Source organism: Mycolicibacterium lacusdiani (assembly GCF_021916785.1).
GTDB lineage: Bacteria > Actinomycetota > Actinomycetes > Mycobacteriales > Mycobacteriaceae > Mycobacterium > Mycobacterium lacusdiani.
Genome location: NZ_JAKCFC010000003.1, coordinates 131,875 through 155,498, shown reverse-complemented (window position 1 = coordinate 155,498; position 23,624 = coordinate 131,875). Strand labels below are relative to the sequence as shown.

Annotated in this window: 26 protein-coding genes and 1 pseudogene; 12 read left to right on the top strand and 15 right to left on the bottom strand. The window is 67.9% G+C overall.

The features are described from left to right. Positions 1-2 precede the first annotated feature (2 nt). On the top strand, positions 3-512 hold the full coding sequence (locus LOK44_RS10455) for a MarR family winged helix-turn-helix transcriptional regulator (protein ID WP_237569935.1): 510 nt from the start codon (positions 3-5) through the stop codon (positions 510-512). 10 nt (positions 513-522) lie between these two features. Here LOK44_RS10455 and LOK44_RS10450 read toward each other — a convergent pair whose 3' ends face one another. Both LOK44_RS10450 and LOK44_RS10445 read right to left on the bottom strand, forming a co-directional pair. Then, positions 523-1,746, bottom strand: coding sequence for a GAF domain-containing sensor histidine kinase (locus LOK44_RS10450; protein WP_237569934.1), 1,224 nt, complete (start codon positions 1,744-1,746; stop codon positions 523-525). Continuing rightward, positions 1,743-2,420: a response regulator gene (locus LOK44_RS10445; protein WP_237569933.1), complete on the bottom strand. Its 678-nt coding sequence runs from the start codon at positions 2,418-2,420 to the stop codon at positions 1,743-1,745. The genes LOK44_RS10450 and LOK44_RS10445 overlap by 4 nt, the downstream gene beginning before the upstream one ends. Positions 2,421-2,549: 129 nt before the next feature. Between LOK44_RS10445 and LOK44_RS10440 the strand changes: the two genes are divergently transcribed. After that, the gene (locus LOK44_RS10440) at positions 2,550-3,326 is read left to right on the top strand and encodes an HAD hydrolase-like protein (RefSeq protein WP_237569932.1); all 777 of its coding nucleotides are present in this window, start codon (positions 2,550-2,552) and stop codon (positions 3,324-3,326) included. On the opposite strand, the pseudogene mmsB reads toward LOK44_RS10440, so the two are convergent. From mmsB to LOK44_RS10390, 10 genes and pseudogenes are all read right to left on the bottom strand, one after another. Then, a pseudogene (gene mmsB, locus LOK44_RS10435) lies at positions 3,323-4,216 on the bottom strand (3-hydroxyisobutyrate dehydrogenase); the annotation flags it as partial. The gene LOK44_RS10440 and the pseudogene mmsB overlap by 4 nt on opposite strands. Next, positions 4,216-5,379 carry an acyl-CoA dehydrogenase family protein gene (locus LOK44_RS10430; RefSeq protein WP_237569931.1) on the bottom strand — a complete coding sequence of 388 codons (1,164 nt, stop codon included), beginning with the start codon at positions 5,377-5,379 and terminating at the stop codon, positions 4,216-4,218. The pseudogene mmsB and the gene LOK44_RS10430, both read right to left, overlap by 1 nt. Before the next feature lie 12 nt (positions 5,380-5,391). Continuing rightward, positions 5,392-6,912, bottom strand: coding sequence for a CoA-acylating methylmalonate-semialdehyde dehydrogenase (locus LOK44_RS10425; RefSeq protein WP_237569930.1), 1,521 nt, complete (start codon positions 6,910-6,912; stop codon positions 5,392-5,394). A 118-nt stretch (positions 6,913-7,030) separates the two neighbouring features. After that, positions 7,031-7,642, bottom strand: coding sequence for a dTDP-4-dehydrorhamnose 3,5-epimerase (rfbC, locus tag LOK44_RS10420; RefSeq protein ID WP_237569929.1), 612 nt, complete (start codon positions 7,640-7,642; stop codon positions 7,031-7,033). Then, positions 7,639-8,634, bottom strand: a complete 996-nt coding sequence (gene rfbB / locus LOK44_RS10415; RefSeq protein WP_237569928.1) for a dTDP-glucose 4,6-dehydratase — start codon at positions 8,632-8,634, stop codon at positions 7,639-7,641. Before rfbB ends, rfbC begins: the two co-directional genes overlap by 4 nt. 27 nt (positions 8,635-8,661) lie before the next feature. After that, positions 8,662-10,125 carry a sugar transferase gene (locus tag LOK44_RS10410; RefSeq protein WP_237569927.1) on the bottom strand — a complete coding sequence of 488 codons (1,464 nt, stop codon included), beginning with the start codon at positions 10,123-10,125 and terminating at the stop codon, positions 8,662-8,664. 162 nt (positions 10,126-10,287) lie between these two features. Continuing rightward, positions 10,288-11,142 (bottom strand): LLM class F420-dependent oxidoreductase, encoded by an 855-nt coding sequence (locus LOK44_RS10405; RefSeq protein WP_237569926.1) that lies wholly within the window; start codon positions 11,140-11,142, stop codon positions 10,288-10,290. A 63-nt stretch (positions 11,143-11,205) separates the two neighbouring features. Further along, positions 11,206-12,114 (bottom strand): LLM class F420-dependent oxidoreductase, encoded by a 909-nt coding sequence (locus tag LOK44_RS10400; protein WP_237569925.1) that lies wholly within the window; start codon positions 12,112-12,114, stop codon positions 11,206-11,208. Between the two features lie 58 nt (positions 12,115-12,172). Continuing rightward, positions 12,173-13,666, bottom strand: coding sequence for an ATP-binding protein (locus LOK44_RS10395; RefSeq protein WP_237569924.1), 1,494 nt, complete (start codon positions 13,664-13,666; stop codon positions 12,173-12,175). Between the two features lie 27 nt (positions 13,667-13,693). Then, the gene (locus LOK44_RS10390) at positions 13,694-15,397 is read right to left on the bottom strand and encodes an NAD(P)/FAD-dependent oxidoreductase (RefSeq protein WP_237569923.1); all 1,704 of its coding nucleotides are present in this window, start codon (positions 15,395-15,397) and stop codon (positions 13,694-13,696) included. Positions 15,398-15,497: 100 nt separating this feature from the next. On the opposite strand from LOK44_RS10390, the gene LOK44_RS10385 reads away from it, so the two are divergent. Further along, positions 15,498-15,968: an SRPBCC family protein gene (locus LOK44_RS10385; protein WP_237569922.1), complete on the top strand. Its 471-nt coding sequence runs from the start codon at positions 15,498-15,500 to the stop codon at positions 15,966-15,968. Positions 15,969-15,977: 9 nt separating this feature from the next. Here the strand turns inward: LOK44_RS10385 and LOK44_RS10380 are convergent, their stop codons facing one another. Continuing rightward, the gene (locus LOK44_RS10380) at positions 15,978-16,418 is read right to left on the bottom strand and encodes an Hsp20/alpha crystallin family protein (RefSeq protein ID WP_237569921.1); all 441 of its coding nucleotides are present in this window, start codon (positions 16,416-16,418) and stop codon (positions 15,978-15,980) included. A gap of 232 nt (positions 16,419-16,650) precedes the next feature. On the opposite strand from LOK44_RS10380, the gene LOK44_RS10375 reads away from it, so the two are divergent. The 9 genes from LOK44_RS10375 to truA all read left to right on the top strand — a co-directional run bounded on the left by LOK44_RS10375 (position 16,651) and on the right by truA (position 22,199). Next, a complete protein-coding gene (locus LOK44_RS10375; protein WP_237569920.1) occupies positions 16,651-16,926 on the top strand; it encodes an ANTAR domain-containing protein in 276 nt (91 codons plus the stop codon). A gap of 529 nt (positions 16,927-17,455) precedes the next feature. Beyond that, positions 17,456-17,677 carry a translation initiation factor IF-1 gene (infA, locus tag LOK44_RS10370; protein ID WP_005140011.1) on the top strand — a complete coding sequence of 74 codons (222 nt, stop codon included), beginning with the start codon at positions 17,456-17,458 and terminating at the stop codon, positions 17,675-17,677. Between the two features lie 79 nt (positions 17,678-17,756). Continuing rightward, complete coding sequence (gene rpmJ, locus LOK44_RS10365) at positions 17,757-17,870, top strand: 50S ribosomal protein L36 (protein ID WP_003879483.1); 114 nt, start codon at positions 17,757-17,759, stop codon at positions 17,868-17,870. A 149-nt stretch (positions 17,871-18,019) separates the two neighbouring features. Beyond that, complete coding sequence (gene rpsM / locus LOK44_RS10360; protein ID WP_237569919.1) at positions 18,020-18,400, top strand: 30S ribosomal protein S13; 381 nt, start codon at positions 18,020-18,022, stop codon at positions 18,398-18,400. A 6-nt stretch (positions 18,401-18,406) separates the two neighbouring features. Next, positions 18,407-18,823, top strand: a complete 417-nt coding sequence (gene rpsK, locus LOK44_RS10355) for a 30S ribosomal protein S11 (RefSeq protein ID WP_163918913.1) — start codon at positions 18,407-18,409, stop codon at positions 18,821-18,823. A gap of 20 nt (positions 18,824-18,843) precedes the next feature. Further along, on the top strand, positions 18,844-19,449 hold the full coding sequence (rpsD, locus tag LOK44_RS10350; protein WP_163918912.1) for a 30S ribosomal protein S4: 606 nt from the start codon (positions 18,844-18,846) through the stop codon (positions 19,447-19,449). Positions 19,450-19,554: 105 nt separating this feature from the next. Beyond that, positions 19,555-20,607, top strand: coding sequence for a DNA-directed RNA polymerase subunit alpha (locus LOK44_RS10345; protein ID WP_163918911.1), 1,053 nt, complete (start codon positions 19,555-19,557; stop codon positions 20,605-20,607). A gap of 91 nt (positions 20,608-20,698) precedes the next feature. Beyond that, positions 20,699-21,295 carry a 50S ribosomal protein L17 gene (gene rplQ, locus LOK44_RS10340; RefSeq protein ID WP_237569918.1) on the top strand — a complete coding sequence of 199 codons (597 nt, stop codon included), beginning with the start codon at positions 20,699-20,701 and terminating at the stop codon, positions 21,293-21,295. Positions 21,296-21,308: 13 nt separating this feature from the next. Next, positions 21,309-22,199, top strand: coding sequence for a tRNA pseudouridine(38-40) synthase TruA (gene truA, locus LOK44_RS10335; RefSeq protein WP_237569917.1), 891 nt, complete (start codon positions 21,309-21,311; stop codon positions 22,197-22,199). Here truA and LOK44_RS10330 read toward each other — a convergent pair. Both LOK44_RS10330 and LOK44_RS10325 read right to left on the bottom strand, forming a co-directional pair. After that, the gene (locus LOK44_RS10330; protein ID WP_237569916.1) at positions 22,196-22,846 is read right to left on the bottom strand and encodes a cutinase family protein; all 651 of its coding nucleotides are present in this window, start codon (positions 22,844-22,846) and stop codon (positions 22,196-22,198) included. The two genes, truA and LOK44_RS10330, sit on opposite strands and share 4 nt — an antisense overlap. A gap of 52 nt (positions 22,847-22,898) precedes the next feature. Continuing rightward, positions 22,899-23,609, bottom strand: a complete 711-nt coding sequence (locus tag LOK44_RS10325) for a cutinase family protein (protein ID WP_249783319.1) — start codon at positions 23,607-23,609, stop codon at positions 22,899-22,901. Between the last annotated feature and the right edge of the window lie 15 nt (positions 23,610-23,624).

Below are 23,624 nucleotides of genomic sequence, written 5' to 3'. Positions count from 1 at the left end.
CCGTGCCCACCGAGAATCAGGCCGGCAAACCGGATCCGATCGCGCTGGCCCGGGTCAACTGGGAGAGCGCCGGCTGGGGCGACGTCGCCGACGGCATGGTGGCCGTCACCTCCGTCATGCGGGCTCATCAGATCCTGCTGGCCCGCGTCGAGAACGCGCTACGGCCCTACGACCTGAGCTTCTCCCGCTTCGAACTGCTGCGGCTGCTGGCCTTCAGCAGGACGGGCGCACTTCCGATCACGAAGGCGTCGGACCGGCTGCAGGTACACGTCACCAGCGTCACGCACGCCATCCGGCGGCTCGAGGCCGACGGGCTGGTGGAGCGCACCCCGCACCCGACCGACGGCCGCACGACGCTGGTGCGGTTGACCGACCTCGGCCGATCGACGGTCGAGGACGCGACGGTCACCCTGAACAACGAGGTGTTCGCCGACATCGGCATCACCGACGACGCGTCGCGGACGTTGGCCGCGGCCATCGAGTCGCTGCGCCATCACGCGGGCGACTTCTAGCCCAGCCGGCTCAGTTCGGCGACGGCAGCGGGATGGTCGCGGTCACCGTCGTGCCCGACCCGGGGCGTGAGCGGATGTTGAGCCTGCCGCCGACGATGTCCGCGCGCTCGGCCATCGAGAGCAACCCGTAGCCGCCCATCTCGTCACCGCCGAGCGGGTTCTCGAAACGGTCGAAACCCACGCCGTTGTCCACGATTTCGAGGCGCGCGACGTCGCCGCTGTCACCGGGTTCGACCGCGAACGTCAACCGCGCGTTCGACGCCTGGGAGTGCTTGACGACGTTCTGCAGGCATTCCTGGGCGATGCGGTAGAGGGCCAGCTCGACGTGATCCGGTAGCCGGGTGTCGGCGAGGTCGACGTCGACGGCGACCTGGGGGATGGAACGGGCCAGGCTCGCCAGACCGCCGGCCAGGCCCAGGTCGTCGAGCACCGGGGGCCGCAGTCCGCCGATCGCTGCGCGGGCCTCGCCGAGTGTGAGGGCGACCAGTTCGCGGGCCAATGCGAGTTGCTCTGCAGCAGTGGACAAGTCGTCACGCCCATCGCCGATCGCGCGGCTGGCGGCGTCGAGCCGGTAGGACAGCGTGACCAGGCGCTGGCTGATGCCGTCGTGGATGTCACCGGCCAACCTGCGCCGCTCCATCTCCTGGGCCTCGATCACCTGCTCGACGAAGTTCTCGTGCGCTCGTTCGCGGGCCACCAGCTGACGATGCAACCGTGCCTGATGCATGGCGCCGGCGATCAGCCTGCCGATGACGGTCAGCAGTTCCACGTCGCGGTCCTCGAAGTCCCGCTGCGCCACGGTGTGCACGTTGAGCACACCCACCAGCCCACCGGGATCGGTCTCCATCGGCACCGAGACCATGGACGTGAAGTCCGAACCGCGCAGCGACTCGAACGGCCGGTACCGTGGGTCGGACTCCTTGTCCGCGATGATCACCACCGGCTTGCGGTGGCTGGCCACCCATCCGGAAACGCCCTGCCCCAAGGGAAGTCGGATCTTGCCGACCTGACTGTCGAACGGGGGCGTGGCCCCGGTGAGGGTCAGCGAGCGCTCCGTGTCGTCGAGCACGTGGACGAAGCAGACGTCGGTCGCGGTGGCGGCGGTGATCATCCGCGCTGCGGCGGCGGCCAGCGGTTCGACGCCGGGGCCGCTCGACGCGGCCCTGATCAACTCGCGCAGCAGTGCCAGTTCGCGGTCGGCGGTGAGCAGACCCGGGGCCTGATCCCTGCTCACTGGTAGATGCCCTCGCGCAGCGCGGTGGCAACGGCGTTCGTGCGGTCGCTGACCCCGAGCTTGCGGTAGATCGACCGCAGGTGCGTCTTGACCGTCTCGTCGCCGATGACCAGTTTGGTGGCGATGCCCTTGTTCGAGAGCCCGTTGACGACGTAGGAGAGGATCTCGCTCTCCCGCTGGGTCAGGCCCTGGCGTGCGCCCGGCCAGAACTCGTCGCGCTGCAGGCGCGCCGCGGTGTCGACGGCCCGCGCCGCCATGCCGGGGTCGATGGCCGTCTCACCACGGCGGACCAACTCGAGCTGGCGCACCAGCTCGTCGCTGCTGATGCTCTTCAGCAGGTAGCCCGACGCGCCCACCCGCAGCGCCTGGAAGAGGTACTGCTCGTCGTCGTACACCGACAGCATCACGACCTTGCGGCCGGGATTGCGACCGCGCAGATCGGCGCACAGGTCCAGCCCGCTCGCGCCCTGCATGCGGACGTCGCAGAGCACGATCTCCGGATCCAGGTCGTCGACGACCTGCAGTGCCCGCTCCGCGCCGACGGCCTGACCGACCACGTCGACGCGGTCGCCGAACGTGGCCAGCATCGCCTTGAGGCCCTCGATCACCATCTCGTGGTCGTCGACGAGCATGAGCCGGACCGGGGATTGGGCGTGGCTCCCCTCGGGCGGCATGGCCCTCACCTTAGGTCCGAAGGCGTCGTGCACGGTCCAAGACGGCGCAGCCGCTCGCACCGAGTTAGCCACCCGAATCCCCCGGATGGGGGAGGCCGGCGGGGTGTGACCTGGGACACGCTGATGCCCATGTCGATTCCTTGTGAGAAGCGGGCGTTCTGGTGGGACTCGGGACGACCCGCGGATGCTGCGGTCGAGGCGTTGCAGGCAGTCATCTTCGACCTGGACGGGGCGCTCGCCGACATCGAGCGCGACGGCCAGCGGGCGGCGTTCAACGTCGCGTTCGCCGAGCACGGCCTGAACGTGCACTGGACGGTCGAGGAGTACGGGCGGCTGGTCCGCATCGGCGATGAGCGGCGCCGCATCGCCGCAGCGCTGCGCAGGCGCGGCTTCGGCCGGGTCAGCTCGGAGATCGCCGCACACGTGCACCGGACCAAGTCCGACGTGTTCGAGCAGTTGGTCCTCGGCGGCGACGTGACGCCCCGCGCGGGACTCGAAGACCTGGTGAACAGCTTGTTCTTCGCCGGCGTGCCGGTTGCCGTGGTCAGTCGAGGCGAGCGCGCCTGGGTCGGCCCGCTGGTGCGACAACTCATCGGCGACGGCATCGCCGAGACCATCGTGACGCCCGACGACCTGCGCACCCCGGTGCCGGAGCCCGATCTGCACGGCCAGGCACTGTGGGAGTTGGGTCTCGGGCCGGAGAGTGCGCTCGCGGTGGTGGGCACCGGCCGCGGCTTCCGCGCGGCGCGGGCGGCGAAGGTGCCGACGCTGGTCGTCGCGACGGGGTACGCGGTGGGCGGCGACTTCGCCGACGCCGTAGACGTCCGCACCAGCTATGACGGCCTGCTCGCCGCGGGCTGCGAGCACCTACACCGGCGGTGGCAGCACCGGTCGGGTGGGCGCTAACCCTTCCGGAGCATCTCGATCACGGCGCTGAAGTCCTTGTCGGCGTTGTCCTGGGTGAAGTCGGCGTAGATCTGTGCGGCGTGGGTGCCGAGCGGTGCGGCCGCGCCGGTCGAGTCGACCGCGGCCATCGCCAGGCCCAGGTCCTTGTGCATCAGCGCAGTGGCGAAGCCGGGCTTGAAGTCGTTGTTGGCAGGTGACGTCGGTACCGGCCCGGGCACCGGGCAGTTGGTGTGCACCGACCAGCAGTTTCCCGTCGCGCCGGTGATGACGTCGAACAGGGACTGAGCGGGCAGGCCGAGCTTCTCGGCCAGGACGAACGCTTCGCCGATCGCGATCTGCTGCACCGCGAGCACCATGTTGTTGCACAGCTTGGCTGCCTGCCCGGCACCGGACGCACCGCAGTGAGTCACCTTGCCTGCCATGGGATCGAGAATGGGGCGTGCGGCCGCGACGGCCTCTTCGGAGCCGCCCACCATGAACGCCAACGTGCCCGCGGTCGCGCCCTTGATGCCGCCGGAGACCGGCGCGTCGATCTGCTCGAACCCGGCCGCCGTCGCGTCGGCGTTGATCTGGCGGGCGTCGTCGACCGAGATCGTCGACGTGTCGACGAACAACGCACCGGCCTTCGCGGCGGGCAGCACCTCGGCGTAGCACCGCTTCACGATGTCACCGTTGGGCAGCGACGTTATCACCACGTCGGCATCGGCGACGGCTTCGGCGCCGCTGTCGAAGGTGTTGGCGCCCTTGGCTTCTGCCGCCTCCCGAGACGCGGTGACGGGGTCGAAGCCCCGCACGGCGTGCCCGGCGGCCACCAGATTCGCGGCCATCGGTCCGCCCATGTTGCCCAGCCCCAGGAATGCAATAGTGGCCATGGTGAAACAACTCCCGTCTACGTCGCGCGGACGCGAGCGGCCTCGGACCGCCCGATGACCACGCGCATGATTTCGTTGGTGCCCTCGAGGATTCGGTGCACGCGCAGGTCGCGCACGATCTTCTCGACGCCGTACTCGTTGAGGTAGCCGTACCCGCCGTGCAGCTGCAGCGCCTGGTCGGCCACGGTGAAGCAGGAGTCGGTGACGTAGCGCTTGGCCATCGCGCACAGCGTCACCTTGTCGGGGTGGCCGTCGTCGAGTGCGGAGGCCGCTCGCCACAACAGGCTGCGCGACGCCTCCAATGCAGTCGCCATGTCGGCAAGCGTGAAGCGGATCGTCGGCTCGTCGAGCAGCGACCCGCCGAAGGCCACGCGGTCGCGCAGGTAGGCAGCCGCCTTGTCGTAGGCGGCCTGCGCCCCACCCAGTGAGCAGGCGGCGATGTTGATGCGGCCGCCGTTGAGACCGTTCATCGCGATGCCGAACCCGGCGCCCTCGCCGTCGGTGCCGCCAAGCATGGCGTCGGCAGGGATCCGCGCTCCCTCGAACACCACCTGGGCGGTGGGCTGTGCGTTCCAGCCCATCTTGTACTCGTCGGCGCCGAAACTCAGTCCTGGCGTGTCCTTCTCGACGACGAACGCGGAGATGCCACGGGGCCCGTCACCGCCGGTGCGCGCCATCACGACGTAGACGTCCGATGCGCCCGCGCCCGAGATGAACTGCTTGACGCCGTCGAGGACGTAGGAGTCACCGTCGCGAACCGCCCTGGTGCGCAGCGCGCCTGCGTCGGAACCCGCGCCCGGCTCGGTGAGGCAGTAGCTCGCGATGAGTTCCATCGACGCCAGTCGCGGGACCAGGCTCTTGCGCTGCTCGGCGGTGCCGTAGGTGTCCACCATCCAGGTGCACATGTTGTGGATCGACAGGAACGCCGCGACCGTGGGGTCGGCGTGGGACAGCGCCTCGAAGATGCGCACCCCGTCGAGGCGCCGCAGCCCGCTACCGCCGACGTCGTCGTTGCAGTAGATCGCCGCCATGCCCAGTTCGGCCGCCGCGCGCAGCACGTCGGTCGGGAAGTGCTTGGCGGCATCCCATTCCAGCGCGTGCGGCGCGAGGCGCTTCTCGGCGAACGCGGCCGCCGTCTCGGCGATCACGCGTTCGTCGTCGTCGAGGCCGTGTAGGTCCATGGAGAACGCGGCCTACTTCATCGTGGGGATGGAGAATTCGGCCCCATCCTTGATGCCCGACGGCCAGCGCGAGGTGACGGTCTTGGTCTTGGTGTAGAACAGCACCGAGTGCGGCCCGTGCTGGTTGAGGTCGCCGAAGCCGGACCGCTTCCAGCCGCCGAAGGTGTGGTAGGACACCGGAACTGGGATGGGCACGTTGACGCCGACCATGCCGACCTGGACCTTGGCGACGAAGTCGCGGGCGGCGTCGCCGTCGCGGGTGAAGATCGCCACGCCGTTGCCGTACTCGTGCTTGGACGGCAGCGCGAGGGCCTCGTCGTAGTCGTGGGCGCGCACGATGCACAGCACGGGGCCGAAGATCTCGTCGGTGTAGATGCTCATGTCGCTGGTGACGTGGTCGAACAGGGTGGGGCCGATGAAGTACCCGCCTTCGAGGCTCTGGTCGTCGAACGTCAGCTCGTCGCTGGCCCGCTCGCGGCCGTCGACCACCAGGTCGGCGCCTGCCTCGACGCCCTGGCCGATGTAGTCCTTGACGCGCTCGAGTGCGGCACCGGTGACCAGTGGTCCGTAGTCGGCCTTGGGGTCGAGGCTGTGCCCGACCCGCAGGTTGTTGATCCGCTCGACGAGGCGCGCACGAAGGCGGTCCGCGGTCTCCTCGCCGACGGGAACGGCGACGCTGATGGCCATGCAGCGCTCGCCGGCGCTGCCGTAGCCGGCGCCGATCAGGGCGTCGACGGCCTGGTCCAGGTCGGCGTCGGGCATCACGATCATGTGGTTCTTCGCGCCGCCGAAGCACTGCGAACGCTTCCCGTTCGCCGCAGCGGTGGAGTAGATGTACTGCGCGATGTCGGAGCTGCCCACGAACCCGATGGCCTGGATGTCGGGGTGATGCAGGATGGCGTCGACGGCTTCCTTGTCACCCTGGACCACCTGGAAGACGCCCGCGGGCAGCCCGGCTTCGAGGAACAGCTCGGCCAGCCGCACCGGTACCGAGGGGTCGCGCTCGGACGGCTTGAGGATGAACGCATTGCCGCACGCCAGCGCGGGGCCTGCCTTCCACAGCGGGATCATCGCGGGGAAGTTGAACGGGGTGATGCCTGCGACCACGCCGAGCGGCTGGCGCAGCGAGTAGACGTCGATGCCCGTGCCTGCGCCCTCGGTGTACTCACCCTTGAGTAGGTGCGGGATGCCGATGGCGAACTCGATGACCTCGACACCGCGCTGGATGTCACCGAGCGAGTCGGCGACGGTCTTGCCGTGTTCCTTGGACAGCAGTACGGCCAGTTCGTCGGCGTTGGCGTTGACCAGTTCGACGAACTTCATCATCACGCGCGCCCGCCGCTGCGGGTTCCACGCCGCCCACTCGCGCTGCGCGGCCACCGCGGAGGTGACCGCGGTGTCGACGTCGGCGGCCGAGGCGAGCAGGACCTGTGCCTGCACCTCGCCGGTGCTGGGATTGAGGACGTCGGCGGTGCGGGTCGACGCGAGATCGCTGCGCTGGCCGTCGATGAAGTGCTGGATGCGAGTGCTCATGAGGTGCCCCTAGGCCGCCGATGGCGTAGTGCGGATGTGATTACTAGGAAATCCTAGTAATTGGTCGGCGCGGTCGCAAGGGGGTGGAGGAGACGGTCGGCCGGTGGCCCAGCGACGGCTACCCGCCAGACGCCCGGCGACGCAACTCGTCGACGAACGCGCGGGTGTCGTCCCACGTCGGCAGCAGGCCGGCAGCGCGCACCTCGGCGAGCGTGGGCGCCGCCGCATCCCGGTCGGACAGCACCAGGTCGGTCACTGGCCACTCGATGCCGACGGCGGGATCGGTCGCGCGGACGGTGTGTTCGCGGCCGGGCGCGTACGGCGCCGAACACAGGTAGGCCACCGTCGACTCGTCCTGCAGCGCCAGGAACCCGTGCGCGAGCCCCTCCGACAGGTACACCGATCTGTGCTCGCGATCGTCGAGCAGCACCGAATCCCAGCGGCCGAACGTGGGTGAGCCGACCCGGATGTCGACGACGACGTCGAACACCGAACCGCGCAGGCACGTCACGTACTTCGCCTGACTGGGCGGCAGTTCGGCGAAGTGCAGGCCGCGCAAGACGCCCTTGGCCGAGACCGATGCGTTCGCCTGCGCCAGGTCGAAGCGGTGGCCGGTCATCTCCGCGAAGGCGGCGTCGGTGAACCACTCGAAGAACCGGCCACGCGAGTCGGGATGGATGGCTGGCGTGATCTCCCAGGCACCGGGAACGGACAGCTCCCGAGCCGTCACTGACCACGCTCCGCGTAGTTGGCCTCGACGCCATCCTTCAGCGGACGCCACCAGGATTCGTTGCTCCGATACCACTCGATGGTCTCCTCGAGGCCCGATTCGAAGTCGGTATGCTTTGGCGCCCAATGCAGTTCGTCGTGCAGCAGCGACGGGTCGATGGCGTAGCGCAGGTCGTGGCCGACACGGTCGGTGACGTGGTCGAAGTCGTCGGGATCGCGACCCATCAGCCGCAGCAGGGTCCGCATCACCGACAGGTTGTCGCGCTCGCCGTTCGCCCCGATCAGATACGTCCGTCCGATCGTGCCGCGTTCCAGGATCAGCCACACCGCGCGGTTGTGGTCGTCGACGTGAATCCAGTCGCGCACGTTCGCGCCCTTGCCGTACAACTTCGGTCGTCGGCCGGACAGGACGTTGGTGATCTGACGTGGGATGAACTTCTCCACGTGTTGGTACGGCCCATAGTTGTTGGAGCAGTTGGAGATCGTCGCCTGGACCCCGTAGGACCGCACCCACGCCCGCACCAGCATGTCGGCCGCGGCCTTGGTGGCGGAGTACGGGCTCGACGGGTTGTAGGGCGTGGCCTCGGTGAAGCGGGACCCGCCGTCGAGTGGTAGATCGCCGTAGACCTCGTCGGTCGACACGTGGTGCAGGCGGACGCCGTGGCGACGAACGGCCTCCAGGACGGCGAAGGTGCCGATGACGTTGGCGCGCAGGAACGGTTCCGGATCGGCCAGCGCGTTGTCGACGTGCGTCTCGGCGGCAAAGTGCGCGACCGCATCCGACTCGGCCACCAGCGCGTTCACCAACTCGGAGTCGGACACGTCGCCACGCACCAGCGTGATGTCGTCGGCCACCGGATCCAGCGCCTCGGCACTGCCCGCATAGGTGAGCGCGTCGAGCACCGTCACCGTCGCCTCCGGGTGCTCGCGGACGACCGCGTGCACGAAGTTGGCACCGATGAAGCCTGCACCACCGGTGACGAGTAGTCGCATGAACGAATCCTATCGGCGCCGAGGAGGTCAGTAGGCGCCGCGGCCGGCGAGTACGGCGTTGACGGTAGCGGCCGCAATGGCCAGATCGGTGGCCATCGACCAGTTCTCCACGTACGACAGGTCCAGCCGCACGGAGTCCTCCCACGACAGGTCCGATCGCCCGCTCACCTGCCACAGCCCCGTGATCCCCGGCCTGACCAGGAGACGCCGTCGGACGTCGGCGTCGTACGCGTCGACCTCGCAGGGGAGCGGCGGTCGCGGACCGACGACGCTCATCTCGCCGCGCAGCACATTGAGGAACTGCGGCAACTCGTCGATGCTGTAGCGCCGCAGGAAGTGGCCGACTCGGGTCACGCGCGGGTCGTCGCGGATCTTGAAGAGCAGGCCGTCGGACTCGTTGAGGTGCGTGAGCGTCGCCGTCATCGCATCGGCGTCGGCGACCATGCTGCGGAACTTGATCATGCGAAACGGCTTGCCGTCGAGCCCGATTCGATTCGCCCGGTAGAACACCGGTCCCCGGCTGGTCAGCTTCACGGCCAGCGCGGCGCCGAGCAGCGCAGGCAAGAGCAGGGTGAGGACCAGCAGTGAGAAGCCGACGTCGAAGGCACGCTTGCCGATCCGCTTGGCCCCGTCGTACTGCGGCTTCTCCACGTGGAGGAGGGGGAGTCCGCCACCTGCACGCAGCGTCAGCCGGGGTTCCGCCACGTCGACCATGCCCGGCGACATGACGAGGTCGACGTCGAGGGCCTCCAGCTGCCACGACAGTGAGCGCAGTTCGATCGCGGTCAGGTCGCCGGACAGGACGACCACGGTGGTGGCTCCGGAGCGTCGCACGGTCTGCGCGAAGTCGCCGTCCACCGGCTCGGCGTCGTCGGTGCCTTCGGCATGCTGGCGCAAGACGCTGGGGGAGCAGGAGCCGATGAGCCGGTAGCCGTGCGTCGGGTGCTTGCTCAGCGAGTGGGCAAACTCGTCGACGGCCCGCAAACTGCCAACGGCGAGAATGGGATTGGCAAACCGGCCCCTGCGGTGCTGCGCGCTGACGTACCGGCGGGCCACGTGCCGGTTGAGGGTGAGTGCAGTCATGCCGAGCGGCAGTGCGATTGCCAGATAGCCGCGCGAGAGTTCGAGCTTGAACAGGCTGGAGATCAGTGCGACGGCCACGAAGGTCGTCATCGTGGCCGTCCACACGCGCCGGTACTCCTCGGTGCCGGCGCCGAGCACGCTGCGCGCCCGCGTGCGGAACGCCCCGAGCAGCAGCAGCCAGCCCGCCGCGATCCCGCCCGACACCATGCTGAACGCCGGCCCGTGCTCGCCGTAGCCGAACCGCAGCAGTTGCGACGCGAACACCGACGCCACGACGACCACCGTGTCGGACACCCTCAGCCACGACGCGTAGCGGCGTTGCCAGACCCGTAGCGGTGTGACCGCAGCAATGTGACGGTCACGCGGCGCGGCCGTCCTCGCGTCGGCTGAGGACACAGTGGTGGACATGTCGTGAAACCCCCCGGCTCACCTGAGAACTACGGGCGTCATCGTGTCACACAATCGGGGGGCACGACAGTGGCCCAGATCCAGTCCCATGGACTAGATCTGGCAACCATCGCGTAGTCACATCGGAGTTTGCGAACGCCGCCACGGCGGTGTCGGCGGGGGCTACGACTCCTTCAGACCCAACGGGCCCGCCAGTTCGGTCAGCGTCGGGATCAGCTTGTCCCAGCCGCCCAGCACCTGGATGGCCACGTGGTCCGCGCCCGAGCCCAGGTGCTCGTTGAGCCGGGCGGCCACCGCGTCGGCCGTACCGTGCGCGACCACCGCGTCGATCAGCTTGTCGCTACCCGGCTTGGCGATGTCCTCGTCGGTGAAGCCGAGCCGCTTCCAGTTGTTCAGGTAGTTGCTCAGGTTCAGGTAGAAGTCCACGGCGCCGCGGCCCACCTCGCGGGCCTCGTCGACGTCGGTGCTGAGCACCACCTTGTGTTCCGGTGCGAGGTAGACGCTGTTGCCGAGGATGTTGCGGGCCTGCCCGGTGTGCTCGGGAGTCGTCAGATACGGGTGTGCGCCGGCACTGCGCTGAGCCGAGAGCTTGAGCACCTTCGGGCCAAGGGCGGCGACCACCCGTCGGCTCGTCGGCACCTTCGCGGTGTCGAGCGCGTCGAGATACTCGACCAGCACGTCGTAGGGCTTGCGGTACTCCTCGGTGTGCTCCGGGTGACCGATGCCGACGCCGAGCAGGAACCGGCCCGGGTAGGCCTCCTCCACGCGGTGGTAGGACTCGGCCACTTCCTCGGCCTTGGCGGTCCACACGTTGACGATGCCGGTTGCGACCTGCAGCGTCTCGGTCGCTTCCAGCAGCGGTTCGACGTAGCTCAGATCGCCGGCGGGCGAGCCCCCGATCCACACCGCGCCGTAGCCCAGCTCCTCGATCTGCGCGGCCTGCTCGGGCTTGGGTGCGCCGAACGTCCAGACGCCATAGCGGCCGAGATTGGGCTTGAGGTCCACGGGCTGGGTCATCGCGCGATCCGCTTCGCTACTTGCTTGGTTGTCATCGGGGGTCCCTTCGGTTGATCAGGCAGGTCAGCGCAAGCCGAGTGGGCCGGCCAGCTCGGCCAGCGCCGGTACAAGCTTGTCAGTACCCGTTAGAACCTGAACCGGCACGTGATCTGCACCCGCTTCCAAGTGCTGGCGCAACCGGGCGGCGATCTCCTCGGTGGTGCCGTAGGCGACGACGGAGTCGACGAGCGCGTCGCTTCCCGGCTTGGCCACGTCGGCGTCGGTGAAGCCGAGCCGCTTCCAGTTGTTGAGGTAGTTCGTCAGGTCGAGATAGATCTCGAGGGCCTTGCGGCCGACCCGGCGGGCCTCGGCGGCGGCTGCATCAGGCTCCTCGCGCAAGCGCTCGTCGGTCGTCAGGACCACCTTGTGCTCGGGTGCGATGAACGCCTCCGCGCCGAGCAGCTCGCGCGCCTGGGCGGTGTGCTCCGGTGTGGTCAGGTACGGGTGCGCGCCCGCGCTGCGGCGGGCCGACAGCTTCAGCACCTGGGGCCCGAGCGCGGCGACCACCCGGCGCTCCTTGGGCACGCCGTGCTGGTCGAGTTCGTCGAGGTACTCGGTGAGCGCGTCGTAGGGCTTCTTGTACTCGGTGTGCGCCTCGGGGTGGCCGACGCCGATGCCCAGCAGGAAGCGGCCGGGGTACGCGGCCTCGAGACGGTGGTAGGACTCCGCGACGGGACCGGCTGCGGCGGTCCAGATGTTGACGATGCCGGTGGCGAGCTTGATGTGATCGGTGACCTCGAGGATGGGGTCGACCCAGTCGAGTTCGGCGGGCGGCGACCCGCCTGCCCAGATGGCGCCGTAGCCGAGCGCCTCGACGTTGCGCAGCTGTTCGGGGGACAGCTGGCGGAACTGGGAGTAGTGGCCGAATACGCCGTACGTGCCGAGATCTGGTTTCGACGAGTGCTCGTAGGAGGTGGCATCTGCTTGGGTCATGTTCGGGTCAACCCACCCCCCGCCGACGCCTATTCCGGTCGACTCGCGCGGATCCGAACTATTCCGTCCCGGCCGCTGCGAGTTCGCCGGGTGTCGGCGTGATCGGGGCGGGTGCCTGCAGCGGCAGCGTCACGATGAAGCGGGTGTCGCCGGGCTGGCTGCGCACCGACATGTTGCCGTGGTGCTTCTCGACGACGATGCGCCACGCCAGGTCCAGGCCCAGCCCGGTGCCCTCGCCGAACGGCTTGGTGGTGAAGAACGGCGTGAATATGCGCTCGATGATGTCCTGCGGAATACCGGGTCCGTCGTCGCAGATCTCCACGCGGATCATGTCCTCGTTCTCACGCGCGGTGCGAATGGTCAGCGTGCCGTGACCGTCCATCGCCTGGATCGCGTTCTCGATGAGGTTCGTCCACACCTGATTGAGATCGCCTGGGTAGCAGACCAATTCGGGCAGCGTCTGGTCGGTTTCCTTGACCAGGGTGATGGGCCTGCCCTTGCCCTGGTGGCCGATCTTGTCGCCGAACATCATGATCGTGCTGCGCAGCAGTTCGTGCACGTTGGCGCTCTGATAGGCGCCACGATCCATCTGCGAGTAGTGCTTGGCGTCGGTCAGCAACGCCGAGATGCGCTTGCTGGCCTCGGCGATCTCGTTCATCCGCAGCTCGGTGTCGATGGTGTACTTCAGCCAGCCCAGCGCGCCCTGCAGCGATGCGGTGGCGTCCACCTCGTCGACCGAGGCGAGGATGCGCTCGAGCCAGTCGGTGTCCAGGCCGGCGTCGACGAAGGTGGGCGCGTAGTCCCACGCGCCGATGATGTCGTGGCTTTCGAGCCAGTCGCCGATCGCATCCTCGCGGTCGGACGCCTCGAGTGCCGACAGCTCGACGGACTTCGACTTCGCGACCTGTTCGGCCACTTCCTCCTGGATGCTCACCAGCACGCTGAGCGCCTCGGGGGTGAACTTGCCTCCTGCGAGCATCGCGAGCTTGTGGCGCATCTTGCCGACCGTCTCGCGCAGGTCCGAGGTCGCCCGCGCGGTGGCTGCGGCGGGATTGTTCAGCTGATGGGTGAGCCCCGCGGTGATGGTGCCCAGCGCCAGCAGCTTCTCCCGCTGGCCGATGATCTGGCTCTGCCTGCGCCCGCCCACCATGTGGCCTTCGAGCAGGTGCACGGCCATCGGGAACTCCGAGCGCATGAAGGCGGCGAACGCGTCGGCGTCGAGTACGAAGAACTTCGACGGCTTGGTCAGCCGCACCGACGCCTGATAGGTGTGCTCCTCGCCGGGTACGTAGGCCGACCAGGCCCCGCAATAGACACCGCGCTGCGAGGTGCGGCCGGTCTGGATGTCGACCCCGCCGGACCGCTTGGTCATGACGAGTTCACCCTCGAGCATGACGTAGAAGCACGTCGCGGGTTCCCCCTCCGTGCACAGCGGGCCCTCGGGGAACCTCTCGATGCTGCCTGCCTGGCACAGCACGTCGAGTTGCTCGTCGCTCAGCTTCTCGAAGAGGAACAGCGTGCGAAGTTCGTCGCGGACGCAATGCTCGCCCATGTGGGTCGTCCTTTCAGGCCTGGGTGATCAGGCTTCTGCGAGATACCGGTGGACCAGCATCACGGCCATCGATCCTTCGCCGACGGCGGCTGCCACCCGCTTGGCCGACTCCGACCGCACGTCTCCGGCGACGAAGACTCCGGGCACACTCGTCTCCAAGTGATGCGGCGGGCGGTCCAGGGTCCAACCGACCACGTTCTGTAGATCGGGCCCCGACAGGATGAAGCCGTGATCGTCGCGGGCTATTCCCGCCTCCTCCAGCCACTCCGTGCGCGGCGTCGCGCCGATGAAGCAACACATGCGGTCGCAGCGCACCGTCTCGCGCTGCCCGGTCTGCTTGTCGAGCAGCACGATCTCGGAGAGATGGCCGTCGGTGGCGCCCGTGTCGACGACCTGGGTGCAGGTCCGGATCTTGATGTTCGGGGTCTTGGTGACCCGGTCGACGAGGTACTGCGACATGCCCGCTTCGAGTGACGGGCCGCGGATCACCATGGTCACCGACTTCGCGGTCTCGGACATGTACATCGCGGCCTGGCCCGCCGAGTTGGCGCCGCCGACGATGTAGACGTCCTCGCCCGCGCACTCGCTGTTGTCCGACACCGATGCGCCGTAGTAGACGCCGCGGCCGATGTAATTGTTGGCGGGGTTGTCCGGATCCTCCCAGCAGCCCGCGATCTCCAGCTGGCGGTAATCCACGCCGGTGGCGAGGATGATGGCGCGGGCGCCGACGGTGTTGTCCTCGTTGAGCCGGATCGAGTGCGCCGCGCCGACGCCGTTGATCTCGAGCTTGCCGGCTTCCTGAGTGGTGATGACCTCGGCGCCGAAGCGTTCGGCCTGCCTGCGCGCCGACGTCGTCAACTCCGCGCCGGAGACACCGGTCGGGAACCCGAGGTAGTTCTCGATCTTCGAGCTGCGTCCTGCCTGTCCACCGGTGGTGGCCTTCTCGATGAGGACGGTCTTGAGTCCCTCGGACGCGCCGTACACGGCGGCGGCGAGGCCTGCCGGACCGCCTCCGATGACCGCGAGGTCGTACATCTCGAGCTGCGGGCTGGTCGACAGGCCCAGCAGTTCGGCGAGTTCGACGTCGGTGGGCTCGACCAGGCAGTCGCCCTTCTCGGTGATGACGACGGGCAGCCGGGTCCCGTCGAGGCCGGCCGCATCGAGCAGCTGCTTGCCCTTGGGGTCGTCGGCGTTGACAGCTCGGAACGAGTACTCGTTGCGCGCCAGGAACTGACGGACCTGCCACGATCGCTCGCTGTAGCGGTGGCCGATGACCTTCGTGTACGGCATGCCGCGGTCGCCGACGGCACGCCATTCCTCGAGCAGGCCGTCGATCACCGGGTAGAGCTTCTCCTCCGGCGGGTCCCACGGCTTGAGGAGGTAGTGGTCGAGGTCGACGACGTTGATCGCGTCGATCGCGGCGTGCGTGTCGGCGTAGGCGGTGAGCAACACCCGCTTGGCGTACGGGAAGACGTCCATGGCCTTCTCGAGGAACTCGATGCCGCTCATGTGGGGCATGCGGTAGTCGGCGACGAAGACCGCAACGGTCTCGCCGCGCAGCTTCAGTTCCTTCAGCGTCTCCAGCGCGTCGGCACCGGACTCGGCACGGACGATGCGGTACCGCTCGCCGTAGTGACGGCGCAGGTCGCGGGCTACCGCTCGGGAGACGGCCGGATCATCGTCGACCGAGAGGATCGCAGGCCGTCGGGGCGGGTGTTCGGGTCCACTCATCACCGATCATTATGCGCTGCTGGTCCACCGGTTATCGGGTCACCGGCACGGTTGCGCCCACGGCGAACACGCACGCTCGGAGTGCCTAGGCTCGAGGGTGATGACGATTCTCGAATTCTCCGACTCCGTACTGATCGAGCGAACGCCCGCAGAGGTGTACGCAATGGTGTCCGACGTCACCCGCATGGGCGAGTGGAGCCCCATCTGCAAGGCCTGCTGGTGGGACGACCCGGCCGCGGGCGCGCAGGCGGGGGCGTGGTTCACCGGACGCAACGAGTTGCCAGAACGGACCTGGGAGACCCGCAGTCAGGTGGTCGTCGCCGAGCCGGGGCACGAATTCGCCTGGGAGGTCAACGACGGGTGGGTCCGCTGGGGATTCCGCGTGGAGCCGACGGGGGAGAACGCCACGCGGCTGACCCAAGACTGGAGATTCCTGCCCAAGGGCATCGCCGGGTTCGGCGAGAAGTTCGGCGAGCGTGCCGAAGCCGAGATCGCCCAGCGCAGCGACCAGGCGACCAGCGGCATCCCCGTGACCCTGGCGGCGATCAAGGCGTCCGCCGAGGAGCACTGACCGCGGGTCTCAGGCCTGCGGGTCAGCCTTCCCCACGGTGATGTGCTTCTCCCGCACCTCGGAGCGCTTGAGCGGGATCTTCACAGTGAGGATGCCCTTCTCGTAGTCGGCAGTTATCGAGTCCTCGTCGGCGGCGGTGGGCAGGGTGACCGACCGGGTGAACGAGCCGTAGGAGAACTCGGAACGTCCGTTCGACTCCTTCTTCTCGGTGCGCTCCGCCTTGATGGTCAGGACGCCGTCGCGCAGGGTGATGTCGACGTCCTTCTTCGGATCGACGCCGGGGATCTCCGCACGCAGTTCGTATTCGTCGCCGGTGATCTCGTCCTCGACCTTGATGGGTCGGTCGCCGAGGGTTTGACGCAGACCCGCCCAGGCCGGAAATCCCGAGAAGAACTCGGACACATCGGGCCAGGACGGGCGATGATGTTGTTGCACAGCGGCATTGCTCATGGTCTCTCCTCGTGTCGTTGGTATTGCCATCTGCCGCCATCCGATCACCGGCCGGTGCCCCCTCACTAGGGCCCGAAGTCCCGCCCGCACGAGTCGTTCGTCGGGCCACGCGTGCCCGATCCCAGGCGGAGGTGTCGCCGCGTCCACCGACAGCCGCGGTGACTTTCGTCCCTATCGCCCGTTCCGCCCGCCGACTGACGATGGGGGAGTCGAGTCCGAAGGGGAGTCCGAAATGAACGTTGCCGTCGAACATGCGTTTCCCGGGCGGGCCCAGCGGGACGGTCGTCGGCGGCTCTGCGCCGCCGAGGGAGTGCTCGTGGCGCTGCGCCGGTACACGCTCGACGAGGCATTCGTGGACATCGTGATGACTTCCCGGCTCCACAACGTGGCGCCGCTGCGCCTGGCTGACGCGCTGGTCGCGCTCGCCCAGGGAGACGGGATCGACGAGGGGAACCAGAAGGCGGTCGACGTTGCCAGGAAGACGTGGGGAGACGTCATCGACCTGTAACCCAGTGCGCCCACCCGTGTGCCGTGACGGTGCAATCGCCGGGTCTCGGTGGCAGCGACGGAGGGATCAACATGGTCGCCGAGGACCATCGGATCGGCGATGAACTGGCGATCTCGTCGGCGCTGTCGCACCTTGGGCGACGGCCGCTGGCGGTCACGGCCCATCGAACGGTCCTCGCGCGTATCGTCGACCTCGACGGACGGCGCTGTGAACGCAAGCTGACCGCGGCCCCGCCCGCGCGGAGCCGATCCGCAATCGCCCGAGTCTGGCGACCCGGTGCACTCGCCGAGAGGGAACCGCGCCATCGGACCGCTACCGGCGGCGACGGTGATTTTGGGCAGGACGCCGAAGCGAGTAGCATGGACCAACGGTGCGGCTTCCGCGCCGACTTTCTGCGTGCACTGCCTCTGGACCATCGAGATCGTCGATGGAATCCACCCGGTCCGGATCACGTTCCTAGTCGGATCGAAGGTTGCGCCGAAACGGGCGTAAACGAATACGAAACCAAAAGCAAGGATCGCCACACAGTATGGCCAAGAAAGACGGTGCCATCGAGGTCGAGGGCCGCGTTGTCGAACCCCTGCCCAATGCGATGTTCCGCATTGAGCTGGAGAACGGCCACAAGGTACTCGCCCACATCAGCGGCAAGATGCGGCAGCACTACATCCGCATCCTGCCCGAGGACCGGGTCGTCGTGGAACTCTCCCCGTACGACCTGACCCGGGGCCGCATCGTGTACCGGTACAAGTAACCCACGTCCCGACCAATACCAAGAGCAGGGACACGCGCTCGCGCGAGTTCCGCGATAGACCCAGAAGGATCGACCAGCCGTGAAGGTGAACCCTAGCGTCAAGCCGATCTGCGACAAGTGCAGGGTGATCCGCCGGCATGGGCGGGTCATGGTGATTTGCTCCGACCCTCGCCACAAGCAGCGGCAGGGCTAACAGCCCTCAGCACCACCCACAACTGAATGCAGACCTCCCAGTACCAGTGGGCGAACACGTCGCCCATTCAACGTCCGGCACGGAGGCCGGACCCCGTGAGGGGAACGGACTGGGACAAGACCTCCGCAAACAGAAGGAAACACTGCCTGATGGCACGCCTATTGGGCGTCGATCTCCCGCGTGACAAGCGCATGGAGATCGCGCTGACCTACATCTACGGCATCGGCCGTACCCGCTCACAGGAAATCCTGGACGGCACCGGCATCAGCCGGGACCTGCGCACCAAGGACCTCACCGACGACCAGGTGACCCAGCTGCGCGACTTCATCGAAGGCAACCCCGACATCAAGGTCGAGGGCGACCTGCGCCGTGAGGTGCAGGCCGACATCCGCCGCAAGATCGAGATCGGCTGCTACCAGGGTCTGCGGCACCGCCGCGGCCTCCCTGTCCGCGGCCAGCGCACCAAGACCAACGCGCGCACCCGCAAGGGTCCCAAGCGCACCATTGCCGGCAAGAAGAAGGCCAGGTAACCCAAGATGGCACAAGCGAAGAAGGGCGGCACCGCCGCCAAGAAGGGTCAGAAGACCCGCCGTAAGGAAAAGAAGAACGTCCCGCACGGCGCCGCTCACATCAAGAGCACCTTCAACAACACGATCGTCTCGATCACCGACCCCCAGGGCAACGTCATCGCCTGGGCGTCCTCGGGACACGTGGGCTTCAAGGGCTCGCGCAAGTCGACGCCGTTCGCCGCTCAGCTCGCCGCCGAGAACGCTGCCCGCAAGGCGCAGGAACACGGCGTCAAGAAGGTCGACGTCTTCGTGAAGGGTCCGGGCTCCGGCCGCGAGACCGCCATTCGTTCGTTGCAGGCCGCAGGCCTCGAGGTCGGTGCGATCTCCGACGTCACCCCACAGCCGCACAACGGCTGCCGTCCGCCCAAGCGGCGCCGGGTCTAGGTAGAGGAAGGATTTAGAGAATGGCTCGTTACACCGGACCCGTCACGCGCAAGTCGCGTCGCCTGGGCGTCGACCTCGTCGGCGGAGATCAGTCCTTCGAGAAGCGCCCCTACCCGCCCGGCCAGCACGGCCGCGCGCGGATCAAGGAGAGCGAATACCGCACGCAGCTGCAGGAGAAGCAGAAGGCTCGCTTCACCTACGGCGTGATGGAGAAGCAGTTCCGCCTCTACTACGAGGAGGCCAACCGTCACGCAGGCAAGACCGGCGACAACCTACTCCGCATCCTGGAGAGCCGGCTCGACAACGTCGTGTACCGCGCCGGGCTCGCCCGCACGCGTCGCATGGCCCGTCAGCTGGTCAGCCACGGCCACTTCCTGGTCAACGGCGTGAAGGTCGACATTCCCAGCTACCGCGTGTCGCAGTACGACATCATCGACATCAAGGAGAAGTCGCTCAACACGCTTCCCTTCGAGTTGGCGCGGCAGACCGCGGGCGATCGCCCGATCCCGGGCTGGCTGCAGGTCGTCGGCGAGCGTCAGCGGATCCTCGTCCACCAGTTGCCCGAGCGCGCGCAGATCGACGTGCCGCTCACCGAGCAGCTCATCGTCGAGCTCTACTCGAAGTAACCGTTGCGCGGCCGTCGGCCGTCGTAGCAGTTGGTCGGCCGCCCGGCCGGCCAACACCCAGTCGGCATCAAATAGCGGATGTCGAGAAGGAGATAGAGAAACACAATGCTGATTTCACAGCGCCCCACCCTGTCCGAAGAGACCTTGGCCGACAACCGGTCCAAGTTCGTCATCGAGCCCCTGGAGCCCGGCTTCGGGTACACCCTGGGCAACTCGCTTCGGCGCACGCTGCTGTCGTCCATCCCGGGTGCAGCGGTCACCAGCATCCGCATCGACGGCGTGCTGCACGAGTTCACCACCGTTCCCGGAGTCAAGGAAGACGTCACCGACATCATCCTGAACCTCAAGGGCCTGGTCGTGTCCTCGGAGGAGGACGAGCCCGTCACCATGTACCTGCGCAAGCAGGGCCCCGGTGCGGTCACCGCCGGTGACATCGTGCCGCCGGCCGGCGTCACCGTGCACAACCCCGACATGCACATCGCGACGCTGAACGACAAGGGCAAGCTCGAGGTCGAACTCGTCGTCGAGCGTGGCCGTGGCTACGTGCCCGCCGTGCAGAACAAGGCGTCCGGCGCCGAGATCGGCCGCATCCCGGTCGACTCGATCTACTCGCCGGTGCTCAAGGTGACCTACAAGGTCGAGGCCACCCGCGTCGAGCAGCGCACCGACTTCGACAAGCTGATCCTCGACGTCGAGAGCAAGAACTCGATCACCCCGCGCGATGCACTGGCTTCGGCCGGCAAGACGCTGGTCGAGTTGTTCGGTCTGGCACGGGAACTCAACGTCGAGGCCGAGGGCATCGAGATCGGCCCGTCGCCTGCCGAGGCCGATCACATCGCCAGCTTCGCGCTGCCGATCGACGACCTGGAGCTGACGGTCCGGTCGTACAACTGCCTCAAGCGCGAGGGTGTGCACACCGTCGGCGAGCTGGTCTCGCGGACGGAGTCCGATCTGCTGGACATCCGCAACTTCGGCCAGAAGTCCATCGACGAGGTGAAGATCAAGCTGCACCAGCTCGGTCTCTCGCTGAAGGACAGCCCGGCCACGTTCGATCCGTCGGAGGTCGCCGGCTACGACGTCGCCACCGGCACCTGGAACAGCGATGCAGGCTACGACCTGGACGACAACCAGGACTTCGCCGAGACCGAACAGCTCTAACCGCAGGGCCCACCCAGCTCTGCCCGCCCAACGCACGAACCGTCCCGGCCCTACCTGATACGGGGGCCGGCCACACAAGGAGATAGTCGCAATGCCCAAGCCCACCAAGGGTGCTCGCCTCGGCGGGTCGTCCTCACACCAGAAGGCGCTCCTGGCCAACCTGGCCACGTCGCTCTTCGAGCACGGCCGCATCAAGACGACCGAGCCCAAGGCACGGGCGTTGCGGCCGTACGCGGAGAAGCTCATCACCCACGCCAAGAAGGGCACGCTGCACAACCGGCGTGAGGTGATGAAGAAGATCCGCGACAAGGACGTCGTGCACGTCCTGTTCGCCGAGATCGGACCCTTCTTCGCCGACCGCGAGGGCGGCTACACCCGCATCATCAAGGTGGAGGCACGCAAGGGCGACAACGCCCCCATGGCCGTCATCGAACTGGTGCGGGAGAAGACCGTGACCAACGAGGCCGACCGTGCACGTCGCGTGTCGTCGTCGCAGCAGCCGGTTGCCGCCGCGGCAGCGCCCCAGGCAGCCGTCGAGCCCGAGGCCACCGACGGCCCCGTGGTCGACGAAGGCGCCGAAGCCGACGCCAGCGTCGCGCCGACCGAGGCCGAGGACGCCGCAGCCGAAGACGCCCCGGCCACTGACGCCGATGCCGACGAGGCCGCCTCCGAGGATGACGCCAAGTAACGAAGCACCGAACATGCCCGCCACCGAATCCGGTGGCGGGCATGTTCATTTTCCCGTCGCTGCGCTCGCCTCGGTTCGTCTGCGCTTGGACATCTCCTACGACGGCACCGACTTCGCCGGCTGGGCCACCCAGACCGGGCAGCGCACGGTCGCCGGGCTCATCGACGAGGCGCTGTCCACGATCTTCCGCAGCCCCATCGTCACGCGCGCGGCAGGTCGCACCGACGCCGGCGTGCACGCCACGGGACAGGTCGCCCACGTCGACGTCCCTGCCGACGCGATCCACTTCGCCTACCCGCGCACGCCGCGGGACGGAAATGCCGAATTCCTGCCGCTGGTGCGGCGTTTGGCGAAGCTCCTGACCGACGACGTCCGGGTGCGCGACGTCGTGCGCGCGCCGGACGGGTTCGACGCGCGGTTCTCGGCGCTGCGCAGGCACTACGAGTATCGGCTGTCGACGGCACCGTTCGGGGTGGAGCCCCATGCCGCCCGGTTCGTCACGCCGTGGAATCGACCGCTCGACCTCGACGCCATGCGCGAGGCGTCGCGAGAGCTGTTGGGCTTGAACGACTTCGCGGCGTTCTGCCGGCCCCGTGAGGGCGCGACGACCATCCGCGACCTGCAGCGGCTCGACTGGACGCACGACGGCGACCAGCTCACCGCCCACGTCACCGCCGACGCGTTCTGCTGGTCGATGGTCCGTTCGGTCATCGGCGCGCTGCTGGCGGTCGGCGAGGGCAGGCGCGAACCTGCCTGGTGCGCAAAGCTACTCAGCTCGACGGGCCGGTCGAGTGAGTTCGCCGTGGCCCCGGCGCGCGGACTGACCCTGGTCGCCGTCGACTACCCGTCCGACGACCTGCTGGCAGCACGTACCTCGGTGACGCGCGACGTCCGTCGCGGTTAGATCTTGCTCGCGGTGAAGTCCACCGCGCTGCCGATGCCGCCGGTCAGCAGGTAGGCCAGTTGAAGGTGGCTCAGCGCCGCCGGGCCGCCCGAGCAGATCGGGTCGCCGGGATTGCACACGTCGATCGACTTGCCGTTGAAGGCCGGGCCTGGGGTCACCGGGATGTTCAGCAGCCGACTGGCATTGCCGATGAGCACGACTGCGGCGATGTGCCGGTCGGCGCCTGGCGGAAGCGTGTTGTTCAGTACGTCGTTGGTGACCGCGGCACCCAGCGAGTAGCCGCCGACGACGATCTTCGTGTTGGGGCAGTTGTCGACGATCGACCTGATCTGCGACGTCATGTCCGAGACACCGGGGCCGACGTCCTGGTGTGCGGGGTAGTTGACCGGTGAGGCCGCGATGTCGCGTCCGGTCTTGTCCCGCAGCTGCCCCACGAACGCCTGACCGACGTCACCCAGTCCCGGCGCTTCATCGGTGCCGCGGGCGAATACGACGTTCACGTCGGCGCACGGCGCTGCCGACGCGGTCGGCAGCGACCCGTCGGGTGAACCCAGGGCGGCGGTACCGCCAAGTGCTCCTGCCGCGATGACCGCGGCTCCCGAGATGATCGCCAGGCGGCGGCGCGTTTGTCCGAAGTTCGATGTCACCACACCGATGGTATCCGTCGGGGGGCGTTGCTCGTTACAACGAGCGGTGGCCTCAGACCCGGCCGGCGGCGAAGTCGACCGCCTGGTTGACCATGCCTGCCTCGATGTAGGCGGGAGCCAGGTGGTCGGGCCAGTTGTTCTCCCACGTGTTGGGGTCGGCCGGGTTGCAGATCGGGTCCGCACCGTGACACAGCTCGATGGTCCGCTCGCGGTAGAGCGGATTGAAGTTGGTGATGGGGCCGATCCAGGCGGATCCGTTGCCGAACAGGGCGACGGCCGCGATGTGCTGATCGGCGCCGGGCGGCAGGGGTTGGTCGAAGCCGAAGAACGCGAACGGCAGCGCCAGCGCGACGTCGGTGACGGCGGCACCCAGCGAGTAGCCGCCGAGGACGATGCGAGTGTCCGGGCAGCCCGCCATGGTGTTCTTGATCCGGCGGCTCATGTCGTTGGCGCCGACGTCGATCTCGTTGTCGGCGGGGTACTGCACCGCGTACAGGTTGACGTTCTTGCCCGTCTTCTTGCGCAGGCCGTTGGCGAAGGCGTTGCCGATCTGCCCGGCGCCGGCCGGCTCCACGCGACCGCGCGCGAAGATCACCTCGACGGCGGGACAGGCTGCCGATGCCGTCGGCATCGAACGGCTGCTCACGATGCCTGGCGCGACCAGCAGCGCGCCTGCGACGAGTGCGATGACGACGGGTGCGATGACGTGGCGACGGATCACCGCACCGATGCTAGCGGAGTGTTTTGACGTATTCGTAGGCATCGATCATGCCTCGTG

Bases quoted from the DNA above. Each gene is read 5' to 3' on its own strand.
- LOK44_RS10445 (WP_237569933.1), bottom strand. From the start codon at position 2,420: ATGCCGCCCGAGGGGAGCCACGCCCAATCCCCGGTCCGGCTCATGCTC.
- LOK44_RS10440 (WP_237569932.1), top strand. From the start codon at position 2,550: ATGTCGATTCCTTGTGAGAAGCGGGCGTTCTGGTGGGACTCGGGACGA.
- LOK44_RS10430 (WP_237569931.1), bottom strand. From the start codon at position 5,379: ATGGACCTACACGGCCTCGACGACGACGAACGCGTGATCGCCGAGACG.
- LOK44_RS10425 (WP_237569930.1), bottom strand. From the start codon at position 6,912: ATGAGCACTCGCATCCAGCACTTCATCGACGGCCAGCGCAGCGATCTC.
- rfbB (WP_237569928.1), bottom strand. From the start codon at position 8,634: ATGCGACTACTCGTCACCGGTGGTGCAGGCTTCATCGGTGCCAACTTC.
- LOK44_RS10410 (WP_237569927.1), bottom strand. From the start codon at position 10,125: ATGTCCACCACTGTGTCCTCAGCCGACGCGAGGACGGCCGCGCCGCGT.
- LOK44_RS10405 (WP_237569926.1), bottom strand. From the start codon at position 11,142: ATGACCCAGCCCGTGGACCTCAAGCCCAATCTCGGCCGCTATGGCGTC.
- LOK44_RS10400 (WP_237569925.1), bottom strand. From the start codon at position 12,114: ATGACCCAAGCAGATGCCACCTCCTACGAGCACTCGTCGAAACCAGAT.
- LOK44_RS10395 (WP_237569924.1), bottom strand. From the start codon at position 13,666: ATGGGCGAGCATTGCGTCCGCGACGAACTTCGCACGCTGTTCCTCTTC.
- LOK44_RS10390 (WP_237569923.1), bottom strand. From the start codon at position 15,397: ATGAGTGGACCCGAACACCCGCCCCGACGGCCTGCGATCCTCTCGGTC.
- LOK44_RS10385 (WP_237569922.1), top strand. From the start codon at position 15,498: ATGACGATTCTCGAATTCTCCGACTCCGTACTGATCGAGCGAACGCCC.
- LOK44_RS10380 (WP_237569921.1), bottom strand. From the start codon at position 16,418: ATGAGCAATGCCGCTGTGCAACAACATCATCGCCCGTCCTGGCCCGAT.
- LOK44_RS10375 (WP_237569920.1), top strand. From the start codon at position 16,651: ATGAACGTTGCCGTCGAACATGCGTTTCCCGGGCGGGCCCAGCGGGAC.
- infA (WP_005140011.1), top strand. From the start codon at position 17,456: ATGGCCAAGAAAGACGGTGCCATCGAGGTCGAGGGCCGCGTTGTCGAA.
- rpsM (WP_237569919.1), top strand. From the start codon at position 18,020: ATGGCACGCCTATTGGGCGTCGATCTCCCGCGTGACAAGCGCATGGAG.
- rpsK (WP_163918913.1), top strand. From the start codon at position 18,407: ATGGCACAAGCGAAGAAGGGCGGCACCGCCGCCAAGAAGGGTCAGAAG.
- rpsD (WP_163918912.1), top strand. From the start codon at position 18,844: ATGGCTCGTTACACCGGACCCGTCACGCGCAAGTCGCGTCGCCTGGGC.
- LOK44_RS10345 (WP_163918911.1), top strand. From the start codon at position 19,555: ATGCTGATTTCACAGCGCCCCACCCTGTCCGAAGAGACCTTGGCCGAC.
- rplQ (WP_237569918.1), top strand. From the start codon at position 20,699: ATGCCCAAGCCCACCAAGGGTGCTCGCCTCGGCGGGTCGTCCTCACAC.
- truA (WP_237569917.1), top strand. From the start codon at position 21,309: ATGCCCGCCACCGAATCCGGTGGCGGGCATGTTCATTTTCCCGTCGCT.
- LOK44_RS10325 (WP_249783319.1), bottom strand. From the start codon at position 23,609: ATGCCTACGAATACGTCAAAACACTCCGCTAGCATCGGTGCGGTGATC.